14 protein-coding genes are annotated in these 17,883 nt (G+C 35.5%); 6 read left to right on the top strand and 8 right to left on the bottom strand.

Annotation, left to right across the window (positions count from 1 at the left end):
• Positions 1 to 333: 333 nt before the first annotated feature.
• Genes KMW28_RS14385 through KMW28_RS14395 form a run of 3 tightly spaced genes read right to left on the bottom strand, consistent with a single transcriptional unit; the run spans position 334 to position 2,316 of the window.
• Positions 334 to 693 carry a GntR family transcriptional regulator gene (locus KMW28_RS14385; RefSeq protein ID WP_169665172.1) on the bottom strand — a complete coding sequence of 120 codons (360 nt, stop codon included), beginning with the start codon at positions 691 to 693 and terminating at the stop codon, positions 334 to 336.
• Between the two features lie 2 nt (positions 694 to 695).
• Positions 696 to 1,463 carry a hypothetical protein gene (locus KMW28_RS14390; protein WP_169665173.1) on the bottom strand — a complete coding sequence of 256 codons (768 nt, stop codon included), beginning with the start codon at positions 1,461 to 1,463 and terminating at the stop codon, positions 696 to 698.
• 4 nt (positions 1,464 to 1,467) lie between these two features.
• Positions 1,468 to 2,316, bottom strand: coding sequence for an ABC transporter ATP-binding protein (locus tag KMW28_RS14395; protein ID WP_066205512.1), 849 nt, complete (start codon positions 2,314 to 2,316; stop codon positions 1,468 to 1,470).
• A gap of 275 nt (positions 2,317 to 2,591) precedes the next feature.
• Between KMW28_RS14395 and KMW28_RS14400 the strand changes: the two genes are divergently transcribed.
• From KMW28_RS14400 to KMW28_RS14420, 5 genes are all read left to right on the top strand, one after another.
• Positions 2,592 to 2,900, top strand: coding sequence for a DNA-directed RNA polymerase subunit omega (locus KMW28_RS14400; protein ID WP_066205510.1), 309 nt, complete (start codon positions 2,592 to 2,594; stop codon positions 2,898 to 2,900).
• Positions 2,901 to 3,005: 105 nt separating this feature from the next.
• Positions 3,006 to 4,214 (top strand): bifunctional phosphopantothenoylcysteine decarboxylase/phosphopantothenate--cysteine ligase CoaBC, encoded by a 1,209-nt coding sequence (coaBC, locus tag KMW28_RS14405; RefSeq protein ID WP_169665174.1) that lies wholly within the window; start codon positions 3,006 to 3,008, stop codon positions 4,212 to 4,214.
• A 22-nt stretch (positions 4,215 to 4,236) separates the two neighbouring features.
• On the top strand, positions 4,237 to 5,139 hold the full coding sequence (gene porD / locus KMW28_RS14410; RefSeq protein ID WP_169665175.1) for a type IX secretion system protein PorD: 903 nt from the start codon (positions 4,237 to 4,239) through the stop codon (positions 5,137 to 5,139).
• Positions 5,140 to 5,261: 122 nt separating this feature from the next.
• On the top strand, positions 5,262 to 5,984 hold the full coding sequence (locus KMW28_RS14415; protein WP_169665176.1) for a hypothetical protein: 723 nt from the start codon (positions 5,262 to 5,264) through the stop codon (positions 5,982 to 5,984).
• A complete protein-coding gene (locus KMW28_RS14420; protein ID WP_169665177.1) occupies positions 5,981 to 6,616 on the top strand; it encodes a class I SAM-dependent methyltransferase in 636 nt (211 codons plus the stop codon). The genes KMW28_RS14415 and KMW28_RS14420 overlap by 4 nt, the downstream gene beginning before the upstream one ends.
• Before the next feature lie 6 nt (positions 6,617 to 6,622).
• On the opposite strand, the gene KMW28_RS14425 is transcribed toward KMW28_RS14420, so the two are convergent.
• Positions 6,623 to 7,123 (bottom strand): hypothetical protein, encoded by a 501-nt coding sequence (locus KMW28_RS14425; RefSeq protein WP_169665178.1) that lies wholly within the window; start codon positions 7,121 to 7,123, stop codon positions 6,623 to 6,625.
• Positions 7,123 to 7,827, bottom strand: coding sequence for an outer membrane beta-barrel protein (locus KMW28_RS14430; RefSeq protein WP_066205491.1), 705 nt, complete (start codon positions 7,825 to 7,827; stop codon positions 7,123 to 7,125). The genes KMW28_RS14425 and KMW28_RS14430 overlap by 1 nt, the downstream gene beginning before the upstream one ends.
• 82 nt (positions 7,828 to 7,909) lie before the next feature.
• Between KMW28_RS14430 and KMW28_RS14435 the strand changes: the two genes are divergently transcribed.
• Positions 7,910 to 8,413: an acetyl-CoA carboxylase biotin carboxyl carrier protein subunit gene (locus tag KMW28_RS14435; protein WP_066205487.1), complete on the top strand. Its 504-nt coding sequence runs from the start codon at positions 7,910 to 7,912 to the stop codon at positions 8,411 to 8,413.
• A 36-nt stretch (positions 8,414 to 8,449) separates the two neighbouring features.
• On the opposite strand, the gene KMW28_RS14440 is transcribed toward KMW28_RS14435, so the two are convergent.
• The 3 genes from KMW28_RS14440 to KMW28_RS14450 all read right to left on the bottom strand — a co-directional run bounded on the left by KMW28_RS14440 (position 8,450) and on the right by KMW28_RS14450 (position 17,585).
• On the bottom strand, positions 8,450 to 9,073 hold the full coding sequence (locus KMW28_RS14440) for a hypothetical protein (RefSeq protein ID WP_169665179.1): 624 nt from the start codon (positions 9,071 to 9,073) through the stop codon (positions 8,450 to 8,452).
• Between the two features lie 42 nt (positions 9,074 to 9,115).
• The gene (locus KMW28_RS14445) at positions 9,116 to 9,790 is read right to left on the bottom strand and encodes an SAM-dependent methyltransferase (protein ID WP_169665180.1); all 675 of its coding nucleotides are present in this window, start codon (positions 9,788 to 9,790) and stop codon (positions 9,116 to 9,118) included.
• A 289-nt stretch (positions 9,791 to 10,079) separates the two neighbouring features.
• A complete protein-coding gene (locus KMW28_RS14450) occupies positions 10,080 to 17,585 on the bottom strand; it encodes a S8 family serine peptidase (protein WP_169665181.1) in 7,506 nt (2,501 codons plus the stop codon).
• Positions 17,586 to 17,883 lie beyond the last annotated feature (298 nt).

Genomic DNA, 17,883 nt, shown 5'->3' on the forward strand with positions numbered 1-17,883 from the left:
GAAAATCAAAAAGTGGTGATGGCCAAAATCCAATGTTAACAACGTGTAACATAATTTTTACAAATGAATGTGAACTTCTGAGGGGATTTCTTAATTCATACTAAATACAATTGATAATATGTTAATAGAAATCTTTTAACAATCATTCTATTTAATACACTAAAAAAGACCAACATAAAAAAATCATCCTACACTCATAAGAATGAAGGATGACCTGATCTAATTCTATTAAAATTTAATCTTCTCCCTTCTATTCTTAGTTGGGAGATTTTTTTTGTTATTGATGAAATTTGACACTGTTTATGTTTTCTGATTTGACACTAGTAGAAAACACTAATTACTCTGTTGATCATATAAATTCGATAGTTCTTCGATGGAAATTCCCAATAAATTCATCTTCTTAAAGAAATTGGGGATATCGTTTTTCAAGAATTCAGTCTTAGAAAATTGCTGAACTACTTTGATGGCATCCTCTGAGATAAAATATCCAATGCCTCTTTTATTAAATATCACACCGTCGTCTTGTAACGCACTATACGAACGTGCGACTGTGTTGGGGTTGACCTCTAATTCTACTGCCATCTGGCGAACTGAAGGAATTTTATCTCCCTCAGTCCAATTACCTTTCAATACTTTTTCGCAAATGAGATCCATAATTTGAAGGTAGATGGCTTTGTTGTTATTGAATTCCATAACTACACCTCCGCTCTTTTAAATTTTAAATATGACACTATCCAAAGAACCAAAACTATAAAAAGACTTATACCATTTGAAATATATTGCCATACACCATTTATTTGAGATCCATCCCAATGAAAGCTATGTGACATTCCCTCTCCTGCTAATGTTGCACCAACTGCCATTGCTATTAAAACACCTGTAATCGACAGCACTACAATGACAGTAAAACCAAGGATACACGTTTTTAAGAATGCATACTTTCTAAAAATAGCCGAACCAAAGAAGAAAAATGAATGTACACCTACAAAAGATAAGAATACTGGTATGATCCCGTCTAAGCCTAATTCAAGTTGTATAGGCATGAATACCCCAATTTCGCCCCCGAATAATGACCAAACCAACATTAAAGTATATTCCACAATAACGAATAACAATGTTAAGCCTAATGGAAATAAGACAGCTGTATTTAGGAAAGTAACTAAAAACTTCTCCTCTCTAGATGCAGGAAGAGATAAGTAATTAATCGCACCACCTTTGGTAGAAACTCTATGGAATGAGAAGCTCGTAATAATCGGAAATCCTAAAGTAAAAGCTACTCCATAAAGTCCTGCTAATGTTTTCTCACTAACTATTCCTGTGGGATCAGACAAACTAGCCATTGCACAAATAGCAGTAATAAATAATGCAAAACCAATGGCAGCTAATATGATCGGATGTTTTAATAATGTAAGCTCGTATTTAAAAAGGTTTGTGACTCTCTGTAAATTTAATTTCGTTTCCATGACACTAGTTTTTAATTTGATGAGTTGGTAATGCTTCGTTCATTTTTGCTTTCTCTGTTAAGACAGCGTTGAACAATAATTCTAAGTTAATTCTGCTTGGTGCATCAGTATGGTTTATGGCCACTACTTTGTCCTCTGCTACTCCATTTTCTGTGTAAATTATATCAGAAGCTTCTACTTTATCTGCAGTAGTAAATAATAATTTTTCACTGATTGTATCCAACGTTTCGTTAAATACTACTTTACCTTTATCGACAATTACTATTGGATCAATTAAGCTTTCTAAGTCTCTCACTTGGTGAGTGGATATTAGAAACACCCTATCGTCCGTCATATATTTGGCTACTAATTTTCTAAACTGACTTTTAGAAGGAATATCCAATCCGTTGGTCGGTTCATCCATCAACAACAAACGAGTATTTGATGCTAAACCGATAGAAATCAATACTTTCTTCTTCTGTCCGTAAGACATATTATTCATCTTCTGCTCCGCACTTAATCCAAACTCCGTAATCATTTCAATAAAATGCTCTCGGTTGAATTTTGGGTAGAATGGTGCTAATACAGAAATATAGTCCGATACTGTCACATTAGGGAAAGTCATTTCTTCTGGAATAAAAAAGATCTCTCTTAAAAATTCTGCTGAACCGTGGTCTGCTTCATATCCTCCTACATTAATAGAACCACTGAAAGGTTTTTTCAAACCTGCGATTAACATTAATAAGGTCGATTTACCTGCACCGTTCTCTCCTAATAGACCATATATATTTCCTTCTTTAAGATTTAAATCCAGTGCATCGTATAAGATGTTTCTTTTGTTATACCCGAAGGTTAATTGGTTTATGTCGATCATTTTATTATTGTTTTAGTGTATTAATCAACTATTACACTACAACATTAATTCATTAGTTGATTAATTCCAAATTTTCCTTCAATTTTTTTTCATAAAGGGTAGATATTTAATGTCATTATCAGAATATTAGGTTATTTAGATATTTTAATTGGTGAATCTCGGATATACTTGAGATTCCCAAATATATCCTTTATATTGCGGGCTTAAGTGACTAATTATGTATCTACATAACATCACTTATAGTAAAGTAATCGATTACAAATTAATATATATCCATGCCGAACGCATCTCTAATCACTCGTGATTTAACGGATATGACGAAAGAGACTAAAAATATTTATGAGTCTATCGTTATTACTGGAAAACGTTCAAGACAAATCTCATCTAGATTAAAAGATGAGTTGAACGCTAAGTTATCTGAATTCGCTACTACAGTAGATAACCTTGAAGAAGTTCAAGAAAACCGTGAGCAAATTGAGATTTCTCGTTTCTACGAGCGTATGCCTAAGCCAACAACTCTTGCAACAGAGGAGTTGATCGAGGACAAAATCTTTTTCACAAAAGTAGACGAGTCTAACTACTAGAAAAGACTCTTCCTTTTGTTTTAAGAACTTCCTATACTATGAAAGTAGAATAGGAAGTTCTTTTTTTTTATTTATTTTTACTGCCGTTATAAATAAAAACTTCAAATGAGCGATAAATTAAAAGGAAAAAAGATTCTGATTGGCGTAACAGGCGGTATTGCTGCCTATAAAATAGCTTTGCTAGTACGCCTATTAAAGAAACAGAAAGCAGAAGTGCAAGTGTTAATGACCGAAGCAGCTAAACAGTTTATTACTCCGGTTACTCTTTCCACATTATCAGAAAACCCTGTATTATCTACCTATGCCAACGAGGAGACCGGCGAATGGAACTCCCACGTTAAACTTGGCTTATGGGCAGATTTAATGATTATCGCTCCTGCAACAGCTAACACAATGGCTAAAATGGCCAACGGTATGTGCGACAATCTACTTATGGCTACTTACCTTTCAGCAAGATGCCCAGTGATGATCGCCCCTGCCATGGATTTAGATATGTTCTTGCATCCATCAACTACCAGAAATATAGAAACACTTACTTCTTATGGACATGTCATTGTCGATGCAGAAGAAGGTGAACTAGCAAGCGGTCTTGTTGGAAAAGGAAGAATGGCAGAACCAGAACATATTGTAGAAGCTATCGAAAACTTCTTCACTCCATCTGAAAGCCTGCCTTTGTATGGGAAAAAAGCAGTGATTACTGCCGGACCAACTAAAGAAAGAATTGATCCTGTACGTTTTATCACCAATGGATCTACTGGTAAAATGGGCTATGCTATTGCAGAGGAATTAAAGAATCAAGGTGCTGAAGTAACTTTGATTTCTGGCCCTGTATTACTAAATCCATCCAATAGAATCACAAAAATTGATGTGGAGAGTGCAGAAGAAATGTACCATCAAGTAGACCAACATTTTGATGATGCCGACATATGTATTTTCACTGCAGCAGTAGCTGACTACACTCCTTCCGAAGTCTCTGATTCCAAAATTAAAAAGAAAGAAGGCGATTTAGCCATCAACATGAAGCGTACTACTGATATTGCTAAAACAATGGGGTTACGTAAAAAACCACATCAAATTACAGTAGGTTTTGCTTTGGAAACGGATAATGAATTAGAACACGCTAAAGCGAAATTGACAAAGAAAAATGTTGATTTTGTAGTGCTCAATAGCTTAAAAGAAAAAGGAGCCGGTTTTGGCCACGACACGAATAAAGTCTATATTGTATCAGAAAAGGATGTCAAAGAATTGCCTTTGTTATCTAAGACTGAAGTGGCCACACATATTGTGGCAGAAATAATAGACATAAAAGGATAAACTTTTCCTAACGATATATAAAATGAAGCAAACCTTTATTTTTTTAAGCTTTTTACTCCTTCCTTTCATCGGTTTATCTCAAGAATTTAATCCGACAGTTACCGTAAATGGAGATAGGGTACAAACAAACGAAACTCAAGTTTTTACTGATCTACAGAACCAGCTTCAACAGTTTATGTTGAATCAAGAATGGACGGATGATCGCTTTGAGGACAATGAAAAAATTAAGCTAAACATACAGATCACCTTAGGTAATAACTCTGATGTACCAAGTCAGACGTATCAAGCAGATGTACAAATACAGGCTATTCGACCTGTTTATAATGCTTCTTACGAAACGACGATGCTTAATTTTATAGATCCAAAATGGTCATTTTCTTATAACAATTCGGATCGTTTAGTATATACAAGAGGTATATACACTACTGAGATTGTATCCTTATTAAGCTATTATGCCTATATCACATTAGGTATGGATTATGATTCTTTTGCTTTATTAGGAGGAAGTCCTTTTTACGAAAAAGCCTTAGAAATTGCCAACTATTCCGAACAAAACGGAAGACCGGGCTGGAGTGCTTTTGGCGATAAAAGAGATCGTTATTACTTAGCAAGAGATTTTATGGACCCTCAATTCGAGAACTTCCGTAAATTCTTGTACACCTACCACCGTTTAGGATTAGATATTTTTGGAGAATCTCCTGATGAAGCAAGAACTAATATCATTCAGGGCTTAAACGAATTGAAAGGTGTTCGTAGAGCTATTCCAATATCGGTCACTATGGATGTATTTTTTGCAGCCAAAGGAGCTGAAATTGCTAACATGTTTAGTAAAGCAACTAAAGAACAAGCCGACGAAGTAGGTAGAGTTTTATTGGAGCTTGATCCTACACGAGCTCAGATTTACAAGAAACTTTTAACGCCTTAAACATCAGTAACGTTAAAAATATATATCATTACATTCAAGCATTAAGTCTTGATGTAGCTTTCGGTGCCATTTTTTGCTGTCAGTTTTTAGCAGTAATCAATGGCATTGTGCTTCCCTACTCTGTGTTCATATCATTAGGTACAGCGGTTTGGGTCATTTATACCCTAGACCATCTCCTCGATGCTCATTCTATTCAGCATACCGCCCATACTTTTCGACATGCGTTCCATCAGAAGTATAAAAAAACAATTGGTGCTGTATGTTTAATTGTTGGAGTAATTGGTTTAGCCAACACCTTCCTTTTTCTTCCTGATGTAATCATAAAAAACGGAGTACTACTTTCTTTGATTGTTTTACTGTATTTAGGCATCATCAATCTTAAGATTTTACCTTTTCCTACCTTTAAAGAATTTACAGTTGCTTTTATTTACACCGCAGGAATTACCCTTCCTATCTTTAGTTTAATCGAAGAAATAAGCCTGTCTTTTGTCGCTCAAACATTAATATTCTTCGTGTTAGCATCAATTAATCTTTTGGAGTTTGCACTATTTGATTTTGAAACGGATACCAAAGACGAACAATTATCAGGCACAAGAATATTAGGTCATCAACGCTTAAAATTTAGAATACAGGTGCTCATCATACTATATATTCTTTTGATGATGGCTTCTTTCTATTTTTTAGGAATGGACTACCTCGTTCTTTTCACTTTCTTATTGATGGGAGCTTCTCTTATTCTTATTTACATCAAAGCTGACTTTTTCAGCAAAGACGAATACTTCCGAATTTTCGGCGATTTTGTTTTTCTATTTCCTGGGCTTTATTTACTCTATTTCCAATTATGAAGGCCAATCAGTTTGATCATATTGCAAAAGTGTACGACCTTCTAGCAAGCTTCGTGTTTGGAAAAAAAATTATAGAAATTCAACAACGTACCTTTTATAGATTACCCAAGAATAAAAAAGTTTTGATTATTGGAGGAGGAACCGGAAAAATTATTCCTTACATAGAAAAGCAACTTCAACCAGCTCATTTAGTGTTTTTGGATTACTCTAAAGTGATGATCGAACTTGCTCAAAAAGTAGATTACAACGGTCTTATTGAATTTATAAATGATAGTTATGAGGTGTTATTCAAGCAAAAAGAAGAATATGATATTATCATCACCAACTTCTTTTTAGACGTCCTCACTCCGTCCCAACTATCTGATGTACTCCCAAAGATCCGAACCTTAATGAAAGACGATGGTTATTGGGTAGTAAGCGATTTTAGAATTGATCCTCATCCCAAGAAAAAGTATTTCCATTGGGCTTTACACAAAACGATGGTTTTATTTTTTAAAGTAACTGCCAACCTGAAGAACACGACGTTACCGGATTACATCAAAGAGATTGAAGCGACAAAACTGTATAAAAAAAGAGCAGTAAAATATGCCTATTTCGACATGATGTTTACTGCTCTCTTTTCCAAAAAGTAATATCAATTAAAACTTAACCGATATAAAACTACTTCTAGTTACTTGCACCTCTCTATCTCTATCTAGTACATAAGAACGATATTTAAACTTTAAGCTATCGCCCTCAATAGAAACATGATAATCTTCGTTGTTATATTCGTCTAAAACAATACCATCAATTGTAAAGGTATCGTCATTAACTGTAATATTCTGATCACTTGGAATCTGCCACAACACCTTATTACCATTGTGCACACTATCTGAGATAATTAACGACCAAGAAAAACTATCATATGGGTGTACTACAATCTGACGGTTGGTTGGTTTATATTCGATAAAACCCTCAAATTTTTGAGAATGAATCGGAGTTGTATCAGTTGGCTTTGCATAATAATCTACAGTCGATTCGTAAAGGTAATTTCCTCTTTCTGGGGAGTTATCGTCTATATCACTATCAAAAATTTCACTACCACAACTGCCTAATAAAAGTAGTAAACATAAAAGGTTTAATTTGTATATGTATTTCATTATCCTCCGAATTTAAAGCCGCAAATTAATTGAATCGATTGGTTGTAAAGCTTAGCATCATCAAAAGTAATATCCACTAAACCTCTGTAGTATCTCCATTCTAAGAAGAAAACATTCATGGCTGCACCAATACCTGCTGTCAAACCAAAGTCTCCTCCTTTATATAAATGCCCTACATCGTTGTAATCAGAAAATAAATTTCCTTCTCTTCTTTGAGCATTTAAAATTGCGGAACCATATACTCCACCTTTGATATAGAAATTATCATTTAAGTAATAATTAGCGTATACTGGGAAGTTAAAATAAAGAACAGATTCTGTAAAATTCACATTGGTTTCTGAATAACCTAACTCATGCCAATAGCCAGAATATTGAATTTTCTGACCCGCAGATTTAAACTGAGCATTAAAGTCAACAGACCACTGATGATCGATAAAAAAATTAAACTTCACACCGAAATCAAAGCCAGTTCTAGATCTCGAGCGTTCATTATCGTAAGTTAATCCAGTATTTAATTGAGGTATTGTTCCAGAGGGAAAAGACCACGATGGACCCAAATAGATACCCCATTCATGTTGTCTAACTGGCTTCTCATAACTTTTATTTTCTTGATATTCAGGATTACTCCCCCCATCTTGAGTTTGCGAAAAGGCAAAAAGGGAAGAGAACAAACAACTAAAGAAAATGAGTGTTTTTAGTCTCATTAATTTGATATTTAGTAATAAAAATTGATGTAGTTTTAATTAAAATAGGTATTTTTCGGAAAACACACCATAAACACACACTATGCTTACAGTAAAACTTAACGAACTTTCCTATTCTTTTATCAAAGACAAACAATCTTTGGTAGTAGACAAAAGAAAAGTAGATTTAAAATTAAAACATACACACTACAGTGTTATAGAAGCTACCTACAACAATCAAACATTTGATATCGAAATCTTAGAAATTGATGAGGAATGTAAAAAAGCAACCTTAAGAATTAATGGAAAGAAAGTAGAATTGGAGGGACAAACTTCTTTGGATAAAATGCTTGAAAAATTAGGTATGAATCAGAAAATCGAGCAGGAAGAAAAGCATATTCAAGCCCCTATGCCTGGGAAAGTTATAGAAATAATTTGCCAAGAAGAGCAGCATGTAAAAAAAGGAGACAACTTGATCATCCTTGAGGCCATGAAAATGGAAAATGTGCTTAAAGCCCCTTCTGATGGCGTAATTGAAAAAATTTATGTTTCCAATAATCAATCTGTCGAGAAAAATCAGATTCTAATTGATTTAGAAACAGAATAAAAAAAAATCGAGGGGCAATTTCACCCCTCGATTTTTTTATATTTCATCTGAAGAAATTTCTTGTTTTATTTTATAAACTCCTGTTGGAGCAATTTCGTACCACTTCCCGTACACCTCTTTTTCTTCTCCTGTTCTATTATTGATCAAGATTAACTGATAAGACAATTGTCTTTTTCTAAATTCTGTATCAACATAAAATCTAGAACTACCTTCTGAAGCAACAATCACATCTTTTATTTGGTTGTGCTCACTTTCTACAATATGATCTAACCGATTATAAACAGCCTTTTTCCCTTCTAAAAAATGTATTTGGTTTCCCTCTACTTGGTAAGGAATTTCCACTGAAACCTCCTGATCTTTTAACCATAAAAAAGCTTCCTTAGCCTCACACCTAAAGTAAGATCTTTTATTCTCACGAATCGGATGGATAGGCATTGTCACATCATTGGGTAGACCATTAAAAGACAACTTCGGTACCTTTTTCTGAAAAAGAGAATCTGTATCTTCTGGAGATTTAAAAAATTTCAACTCTTTAAAAGCATACTCCTCTTCTACTTCTAAAACAATTTCTTCAATTTTGGGTGTTTGATCAATGTTGGGATTGCATGAAAAAGAAAAATATCCACACAATATCAACAGGATAAATTGATAAGTTTTCATTGTCCAATTAGTCTTTGTAATATAGTTTTTGTTTTATAGTTATTATTTGATGACCAACATTTCGTTGGCTCCTTTCTGAAACTCGTATTCTACTTTTTGTAAAAGCACCATGTTCTTACCTGCATAATTTTTAATGATATCATCAAGAAGTTCGGTACGTTCACCATTTAGATTAACTATAGGAAAAATTCTAACTTCTTCTGCCACTCTCAACATTTCATTAATAGCTTGAATATGAAAATCCAATCCTAAATCAGAGTACAGTAATAAGAAATGAGAGCTTAGAGCGATATCAAAATCTTTATCCAAAAAGTATGTTTTTGCAGGTAACTCGTGTGAGATGTACCTTCTATCTGATTTACCTTCTTCAAAATCTTCCAGAAAAGTATTCATGGCATCCATACGAATGTCCTCTAAATCATCAAGATCTTTGATAGTACTCCAAACAAATTTTTCTTGATTGTATTTTGTTTGTTCAAGCACAATATCTCTAGTTTCTTCGATTCTTTCTCTTATTTCATTTTCTGAAAACTGATAAATGGGATCTAAAGAGACTACAGATTTACCATTCGAGGTCATTTCTTGATTGAAACTTGCTGGGCCATCTCCAAAACCGATAAGTTTTTTATCCAAGTCGGTATCAGATAGTGAGAACATTTTAACGTATTCCTCTAGGGTTCTTCCCCAAGGCACAGTTGTATTTAGCTTAAAGGTCATAATTAGTTTTGGTCACATATAAGTCAAATAAATATGATATTCTAGGCTGATTTAATTGGATTTAGTCAGGTCGTAAAATCGAAATATCATATTTAAGTTCAATTTAATTATATACCTCAAAATTTTCAAGAAAATTGCTTGCATCTTCTTTACCTACCTATAAATCAATCAAATATATTTGATGAATAAAAATACAAGGTTACTCACTTAGAATAACCTTGTAAATTGTCGCCTTATTTCAATAAAAAGATAGGCGAAAAATTCACCTATCTTTTGTCCCAATTCATTATTATTTTACTACTACTTTACGAATAGTCTTTTTGACATTACTTTCCACCGATACTAAATAAATACCTGTAGTAAGTTGACTCACATCTAATGATGCTTTATTTCCCATCACTTCTTCTGTGAATTGAAGCTTTCCTTCCAAGCTCATAAGTGAAATAATCATTCTACCTGAGGTTACTTCAGGACACTCAATATTCACTACATGCTCCGCTGGGTTTGGATATACTTTCACATTTGAAAGAAGGTCTAAATCAATAGAAGTTGGTCCTTCCAAAGAAGAGTTATCGTAGATAATTACAGGAATTTCCAATGTTGTGCTTTCTCCTTTATGATCCGTTGCCATTACTCTTAAAGAAGACTCTCCTACTTCATTCAATTTAAAGACTACTTTCTCTTGATCCATAAATACCTGAAGGTGATCAGACACTACCGATGGCTGAGAGAAAGTGATATCGTCACCGTCCTCGTCCATTACATAGTCGCTAATTTGTGCTTCATGGTAAACCGACTCATCGATATTGAATTTTAAGGTGTCCATAATTGCTTGAACAGGTGCTCTATTCACATCAATTACTGCAACATTAATCGATTTCATTGTTGCCATACCGTGTTCATCTTTCAATTCTACTTCAAAAGTATAATCTCCAGCACTTTCGTGATCCGTAGGAAGGCTCATAGAAACGTTTCCATTATCATGTACTAAGGTCAACTCTTCATGAGCTGTTTCCACAGTAAAATCATGACCTTCTTTATCTGTTACCGTAAATGCAATGTGAAGTGTATCATTTTCCATCACTTCATACTGATCATAAAGGTCATCGGTGTTAGGTGCTTGGTTCATCGATAGAGTTACTTTCACATTTTGCTGAGGAGTTTTGATATCATTCGAACGAACCACTATCTCAGCATGTTGATCATTTAACATATGCTCTGCTGCTTTCACAGTAAAATTGACATCAGCATTTGTCCCTGCCTCAACATTACCATCAACTTGATCTAAGATAATCCAAGCGTTATTGACATAATCCATTTCAGCTGCTTTCACCATGTAAATATCACTGGCAAATCCACCGCTTTGAAGATCAAACCACTCTCCATCAAACTGATACATAAATCTGTTGATCGATCTTTCGCCTTTTGAAATACCTTGAGGGTAATTGATTTCAAATGGATAAGAGAAAATTACATAGAAATCTTCATTCGGATAAATCGCTACAACATCATCAAGTGCTACTTCGATCCACTCTCCAACACCTTCTCCTGGTTCGTTGTTGATAAAAGAATACGTTGCTTTACTTACGACAGCAGCATCATAAATCGACTCGCCTCCAGCTCTAATTTCTACAGAGATTTCACCACTTTCTAAGTTCTCATAATTCACATAAGTCATTACATGAGAAAGATTAAAACCATCTGTACCACCATTAAAGCGAGTTGCTCCAATAAAGTCTGCTTGACCTACAAAACCAACATACGTATCCGGTTGGTCTGACGAACCATGATAGAATACTCTATTGAAATCATCTTGTACAGCATAAGAGACTAACTTATTAGATACCTCTGCTTCTTTCTTACTTAATACAACTTGATTGAAAGATTGAGATCTTGCTGCCGGATTAAATGATGTTTCACGGAAATAGTTTACCGTTAAATCATAATTCAATACCGATGCACCATCGTTGCCCAAATTAAATGAAGTTGCTTTCTCTTCAGTATTCGTATTCAACTGAACCAACACCTCATCTTCTTCAATATCCATTACAGGAGGTAAAACCGCTTCTCCATCAACCACAATCTTATGAACAGTACCATCTGACAACGTTAATTTCACCGTATCGTCTATCACTTTTGGCTCAGATGGAGATAACTTCAATCTAAACCCACTAGAAGTATTTGGTGCAAGTACAATAGGATCTCTCATGTACTTCACATCTCTCCAGAAAGTACCTCCAAAACCATTATCGGCTTCGTATTCACCTTTCAATTCATCCGCATTCACTAAAGTGATGGCATCAATTTGTAATTGTTGCGTACCCGTATTTTTGATCGTCACCTCTTTGATGAAATCTTTATACTTCGATCCTAAGCTTTCGACAACAACTTCTCCGTAGTTTACTTCTGATGGAATATCCAATTGAGGAGCACCTGTAACCGTCAGCATCACTTTCTTCTCCAATCGCTCTCTATTAGGAGCATTTGATTGAATAATCACTGATGCTTCATGCGTACCACCATACACTTTAGTAGCGTCTACTGTCAATGTTTTAGTAACAGACTCACCTACTTCCACCATCACTTTTGATGCAGGAGAAACAACAATTGCATATCCTTTACCAAAGTTTAAAGCTTTTTGATGACTGATTAACACATAATCAGACAAGTCTTCATTCTGTAAACCAATAGTCGATAGATTTGACATCTGATCAGAACCTCTCTCCTCTGTTTTATACTGGAACTTCATTGTACCGTCTTTGTATAATATAGCCTGAACAGAAGTTGGATCGCCCATACCAAACACGTTATCCAAATATTGGAAAGTAACGACAATTTTATAGTCGAAGATATGATAGAAAACACCTACATTTTCAGAACCCCATTTACCAGTATTGTATCCACTTGGAGACCATAAAGGCAAGATGGAATTTGGAGCACGATCTGTTGGTAATTTCACATTAAACCACTCTCTTTCGAGTAAACCTGCAAAAGTAATTGCTCCGTTAAACCCGATATGCATCGAAGAATAAGGCTTACCATAATAGTTAAACTCCCATGGTAGGTCTACAGGATACCAACATCCTTCAGCTTCAAAAATATCGACAGAATCGTGGTTAATATGTTCTGTCCCTTCTAATCCAACAATTTCTATCCAAGAATATTCAGGGGCACCGAACTCGTCTGTAGATTTTCTATACGTGTAAGTAAATCTATTTACTGTATCTAGTGAAGAAGCACCCATCCTATCTTCGTACAACCAATCTGAACCTGAAGCAGCTACCTGCAATGTGGTATCACCCGTATTATTAATGGTTAAATCAAATTGATCTTTTGTACCGTAATCTAAGGCAAAGTTGATCGATGTTGTATCCACATCAATAGCCGGTGCCTTTTTAATATCAGCCAAAACTGTCATCATCTCCTTAGAATTATCTTCTAAAGTGATTTCAATTTCTGCAGTATTCAAACCAATTAAATCAGAGAGAGCGGTGATTTTATATGTCTGTGAATGATCTGATTTCACTGATGTTGCAATAGGTCCTTCCAACTCAAAACGATCACTATTCACCTGAATATTTGTCACGTTTAGATCAGCTGTACCTGTATTTTTCACAAAGAAGTTCTCCGAGAATACTTTTCCTTGATAAATTTCACCAAAGTCAATAGTATCTTTTTGAAGCTCCATAGAAGCAACACCTCCATCAACAATATTCAATTGAATATTCGGTAACTGAGAATTATTGATTGGATCATCGTGAACAATATTGATGTTTCTATTGATGACTCCTTCGTATAACTCCGATGTGTTTAATGTAATGTCCAAAGTGTTTGATTCACCCGGCATCAATACATCAGAAGCATTGGTAATATCAGTGATAATGTCTGGACCTGGATAAGTAAACTCAATCGACATTTCATTCATCCATGTCATGTTCAAGTTTTGGTTATCATATTTTAATCCACCATAACCTGCTAACCTAAAGCCATCGTTTCTTTCTGAGTTTTGTATCAATACATGCCAATACTTTAACTCATTGGCCGACTTATCTTCAATGTCTTTATAGTTGATACGGATAGTACCATTATCATAAATAACAAATTGAAGCGTCACCTGATCGTACAGTTTATTACGTTGAGAAATACCTTCATATTGAACAATCAAACGGTCCGATTCTACTTGATAGAATACTTCACCTTGCTGAACAAACACATGTTCAGTTCCAATTGCTGAAACCATGGCAGCCAAACCACCACCAAAATACTCTAAACGAGGTGCATTTGATATTCTAACAGAATCTGAAAATGCCATCATTACTTGAGGAGTAAAGTATAATGTTGAATACTTCTCGTTGTAGAATGGGAATTCGAATGGCAATTCAATTGGGTAGTATTGTGTTTCCTTAAGGTTTCTATCGTGTAGTTTCATGAAATCGGTGATGTTCACCCCTGTATCTTTAATTTCAATCCACTCATAGTTTGTTTCTCCTTTATGACTCACTCTTGGACGGTAACCGTACGTATGGAAATCCCCTTCCCATGCATCAGTAACTGATTCATCGGCAAAGCCAGGAATAAAATACGTCAATGGATAAGCACCATTATTGGATACTGTAACAGAAGTTTTCACCTCATCACCAATAGTTACATTGTCTACTATTTGATTCATAGGATCAACATTAATCTCTGAAGGTTCAGTACCCACACCGAATAATCTCACCTCATGAGAAACTCCAGTGGCTCCATCAAATTTTAAAATTGCATTGATGTTGCCTATTGATGTCGGCTTAAACTTAATCAGATAATCTGCTGTTCCTAATGCTTTCACCTGTGATTTAGGGTAAGCTTCCAATTCAAAATCACTACTTGATGAAGTTAGCTTTACGCTATTAAAGTTACCATATCCATTATTTACTAAAGTGATCGCTAACTCTTTTTCCACTCCCATAAACACGCTACCAAAATCCAAAGAACCCACTGACGCTAACTGAGGCTGTTGCTCAGCTACAGTTACTTTTATTGGCATTCTTAATTCAGGCTCGTTCACATCGTTAGAGTGAATAATACCTACACCATTGTAAGTACCATTAATTAGTGTAGAAGCATCTACATTTAATTGTGCTTCTAACTCGCTATTTCCAGATACTTCACCCATTCCAGGCGTTAACGTAATGTATTCTCCAAGGTGCTCATAGTTGGAAACGGCAATCATGTTCCACACAAAGCTTTCGTTTCCTTTTAACGCTTGAGGTAATGAGATCCACGTATTTCCCCAATCCAAAGAAATCAGAGACATGTGTGATTCAGAAGGATTTGCTGTAGTTGTTGCTCCCAATGGATACAATGGTCCAGCTGGAATATGACATACCACAGTAAACTTCTCACCACTTTCGAAATACAATTGCTCATTTAAACGAACGTAAGCGGTATGCTCTTTTCCACTGCTATTTCGATAAGGTTGAGTAAGCAATAAATAATCTTCAGTAAGAACATCTCCCTCATAAATCTCAAAGATGACGTCTTGTTTTTCAGGATCATGCTTTAACCAAAAACGAAGATCAGTTAAGTTAAATCCTTCTTCCTCATTCACATAAAAAATAGTTGCTGCTGAGTTAGTTAAAGTCGTGTCTGTATCTCCAAAAACAGTCGTTGGAAATTTATTACCATAAAATTTTTCGATTGTTTCGAAAGACATTGGAGCTACCGCATTAGCATTGGCTACTAACTCCGCTTCTTTACTTGCCGAGCTAGTACCAATGTCAGCTAAGTTGGCGTCTTTGCCTTTTCTGATATTGGGTACAATAGGTTGATAATTCCATGACAAGCTTGTATTGATATGACGAGATGTAAACTCCCAACGTAACAATCCTTCATCCTCATTTTTGATCATTACATTTTGAGTGATGTTGAAATCATTTGCTTGGTTGGTTGTCAGGCTGATGTTCTTCGCCTCTTCGTTTACATTAACTTTTGGACCAGCATTCGTTGTTCCCATCAAAATATTTGATACCCCCGAGACATTCCCCCAACGGTCAATACTAACTACTGCGAAATAGTAATCAGTTACTCCATAAAGGTCGTTCACTTCAAAAGTGACTTTATCACCTACTTTTCCTGTATTCGGAATTTCGAAACGGTAACGAGCTGAAGATAGATTATCGTTATTTAATTCTTCTGTGTGCACATAAAGTAAGAATTGCTCAGGATCAGTATCGTCTTCATCCGAAGGAATCGACCAGCTTACTACCGCAAACTCTTGCGCGATGCCATCCAATTGTAAATCAGAAATAGCTGTTGGAGCAATTTCATTATCTGTTTGAAGTGCCAAATAAGTATCGATATTACCTACACCCATTTTTCCTTCATACCCTTCATTGATATGATCAATGGGCTGATTAGAGGTCTCCAAAATCTGACGTAAACGTTCTGGAGTCATCGACTCTGTAGCATTCGATAATACCAAAGCAGCCACACCAGAAACATGAGGACAAGCCATAGATGTTCCATCTAAATAACCATATTTTCCTTCTGGTAAAGTCGATAAAATACTGGCTACAAAACCAAAACCCGATTCTCCACCTGGAGCTGAAATATCCACCCATTCACCATAGTTTGAGTAACTTGTTTTCTTACCGTCAGGGCCAATTGCACCTACCGTTAAACATTTCTCGTAATAGCCAGGCCACCATTGTCCATCGAGGTTACTGTTACCAGCAGCAAAAATCACGATACCACCTTTCATTGGTGAACCCGGGTAATTCCCTGCCTCAGCAATAAAATAGTCGATGGCATCTAATACCGATTGGTCATAATATCCTTGTCCAAGGTATCCCCAAGAGTTTTGAGAAATGACAGCTCCATTATCTGCTGCATACACATAAGAAGGTTCTACACTTCCTCCACCAAGGAATTGCATCGACATAATTCTTGCACCATCGCCTTTACCCGAACCGCCAGCAACACCTGCTACTCCAATGCCATTGTTCGAAGTCGCAGCTACGGTACCTGCTACGTGAGTACCATGTGTTTGAGGAGCAATTTCACCTTGATCATCTGTGAAATTCCAGCCATGGATATCATCTACATAACCATTGTTATCATCATCCACACCAGGTTCTCCGTTAATTTCTAGTGTATTTACCCAAAGGTTATCCACTAAGTCCGGGTGGCTTGTATCTACCCCTTCATCGTGAACAGAAACAATCACATTGGCACTACCAGTGTTAAGTTTCCATGCTTCGAATAAATTAATATCATAGCCTTCGGTAACAGCAGGCACCTGATCAGCATAATCGTAATGCCATTGTTTTGGCAAGTGATCATCATTAAATGGTAAATCATCTGATGTAACAGAGGTGATATCTACCGTTTTTGATTGATAAGGGCTTAGTGCTTTAGGATGCTCACCTTCTACGAAAGAAAAGTCAGTTACTTCTCCATACGCTGATAAGACTTCCTGAATGTTAGCCGAAGGGTCTACTTCAAAAATATACCACAGATGTAAACCATGTTTTCTGTGTCTTGCTTCAAGAATAGGGTCAGGAGATTGTTCAAATAATCTTCTCATTGGTGTTGCTTTATACCTTTGAGCAACACTCACTAAAGCGGAACTCCCATAAGAGGAAGCAGAAAAGGATGTTGGTAATGAAGAAAGTTTTCCAGCCACTTCTGACTTAAACTTTACTTTTACAATACCATTCTTCACAGCATTTGAATTTGCTACTTGTTGAGCAAATGTCGAAATCCCCATGAATATCATCCCGAATAAGAGTAATGTAATTCGATGAAATTTCATGTTTTAATGAATAGTTTAATAATTGATTGGCCTGCCCTTCTTTATTTTCCGAAGAATTTTTTGAAGAGCTTCATTTTGAACTTTTTTCTCAGAAATCCACTGCTGAACATTTCTCTCTTCAGCCGAGGGTTTTGATTTTTTATTCATAAGACCAGACCTTCTGATTGTTATAAAAATGATTGGTAGCAATTCTAAGAAGATCGAGCGATAGACCTATTATCTAAAGCATTACACTATTCATACAAGACGCTGTAAGTACCTTACATTACCATAACAGAAAATCACTAAGCACTGATTT

The sequence above is a fragment of the Flammeovirga yaeyamensis genome, from assembly GCF_018736045.1.
Classification (GTDB): domain Bacteria; phylum Bacteroidota; class Bacteroidia; order Cytophagales; family Flammeovirgaceae; genus Flammeovirga; species Flammeovirga yaeyamensis.

Excerpts from the sequence above, each read along its gene's own strand:
- KMW28_RS14385 (WP_169665172.1), bottom strand. The coding sequence starts at position 693 with ATGGAATTCAATAACAACAAAGCCATCTACCTTCAAATTATGGATCTC.
- KMW28_RS14390 (WP_169665173.1), bottom strand. The coding sequence starts at position 1,463 with ATGGAAACGAAATTAAATTTACAGAGAGTCACAAACCTTTTTAAATAC.
- KMW28_RS14395 (WP_066205512.1), bottom strand. The coding sequence starts at position 2,316 with ATGATCGACATAAACCAATTAACCTTCGGGTATAACAAAAGAAACATC.
- KMW28_RS14400 (WP_066205510.1), top strand. The coding sequence starts at position 2,592 with ATGCCGAACGCATCTCTAATCACTCGTGATTTAACGGATATGACGAAA.
- coaBC (WP_169665174.1), top strand. The coding sequence starts at position 3,006 with ATGAGCGATAAATTAAAAGGAAAAAAGATTCTGATTGGCGTAACAGGC.
- porD (WP_169665175.1), top strand. The coding sequence starts at position 4,237 with ATGAAGCAAACCTTTATTTTTTTAAGCTTTTTACTCCTTCCTTTCATC.
- KMW28_RS14420 (WP_169665177.1), top strand. The coding sequence starts at position 5,981 with ATGAAGGCCAATCAGTTTGATCATATTGCAAAAGTGTACGACCTTCTA.
- KMW28_RS14425 (WP_169665178.1), bottom strand. The coding sequence starts at position 7,123 with ATGAAATACATATACAAATTAAACCTTTTATGTTTACTACTTTTATTA.
- KMW28_RS14430 (WP_066205491.1), bottom strand. The coding sequence starts at position 7,827 with ATGAGACTAAAAACACTCATTTTCTTTAGTTGTTTGTTCTCTTCCCTT.
- KMW28_RS14435 (WP_066205487.1), top strand. The coding sequence starts at position 7,910 with ATGCTTACAGTAAAACTTAACGAACTTTCCTATTCTTTTATCAAAGAC.
- KMW28_RS14440 (WP_169665179.1), bottom strand. The coding sequence starts at position 9,073 with ATGAAAACTTATCAATTTATCCTGTTGATATTGTGTGGATATTTTTCT.
- KMW28_RS14445 (WP_169665180.1), bottom strand. The coding sequence starts at position 9,790 with ATGACCTTTAAGCTAAATACAACTGTGCCTTGGGGAAGAACCCTAGAG.
- KMW28_RS14450 (WP_169665181.1), bottom strand. The coding sequence starts at position 17,585 with ATGAAATTTCATCGAATTACATTACTCTTATTCGGGATGATATTCATG.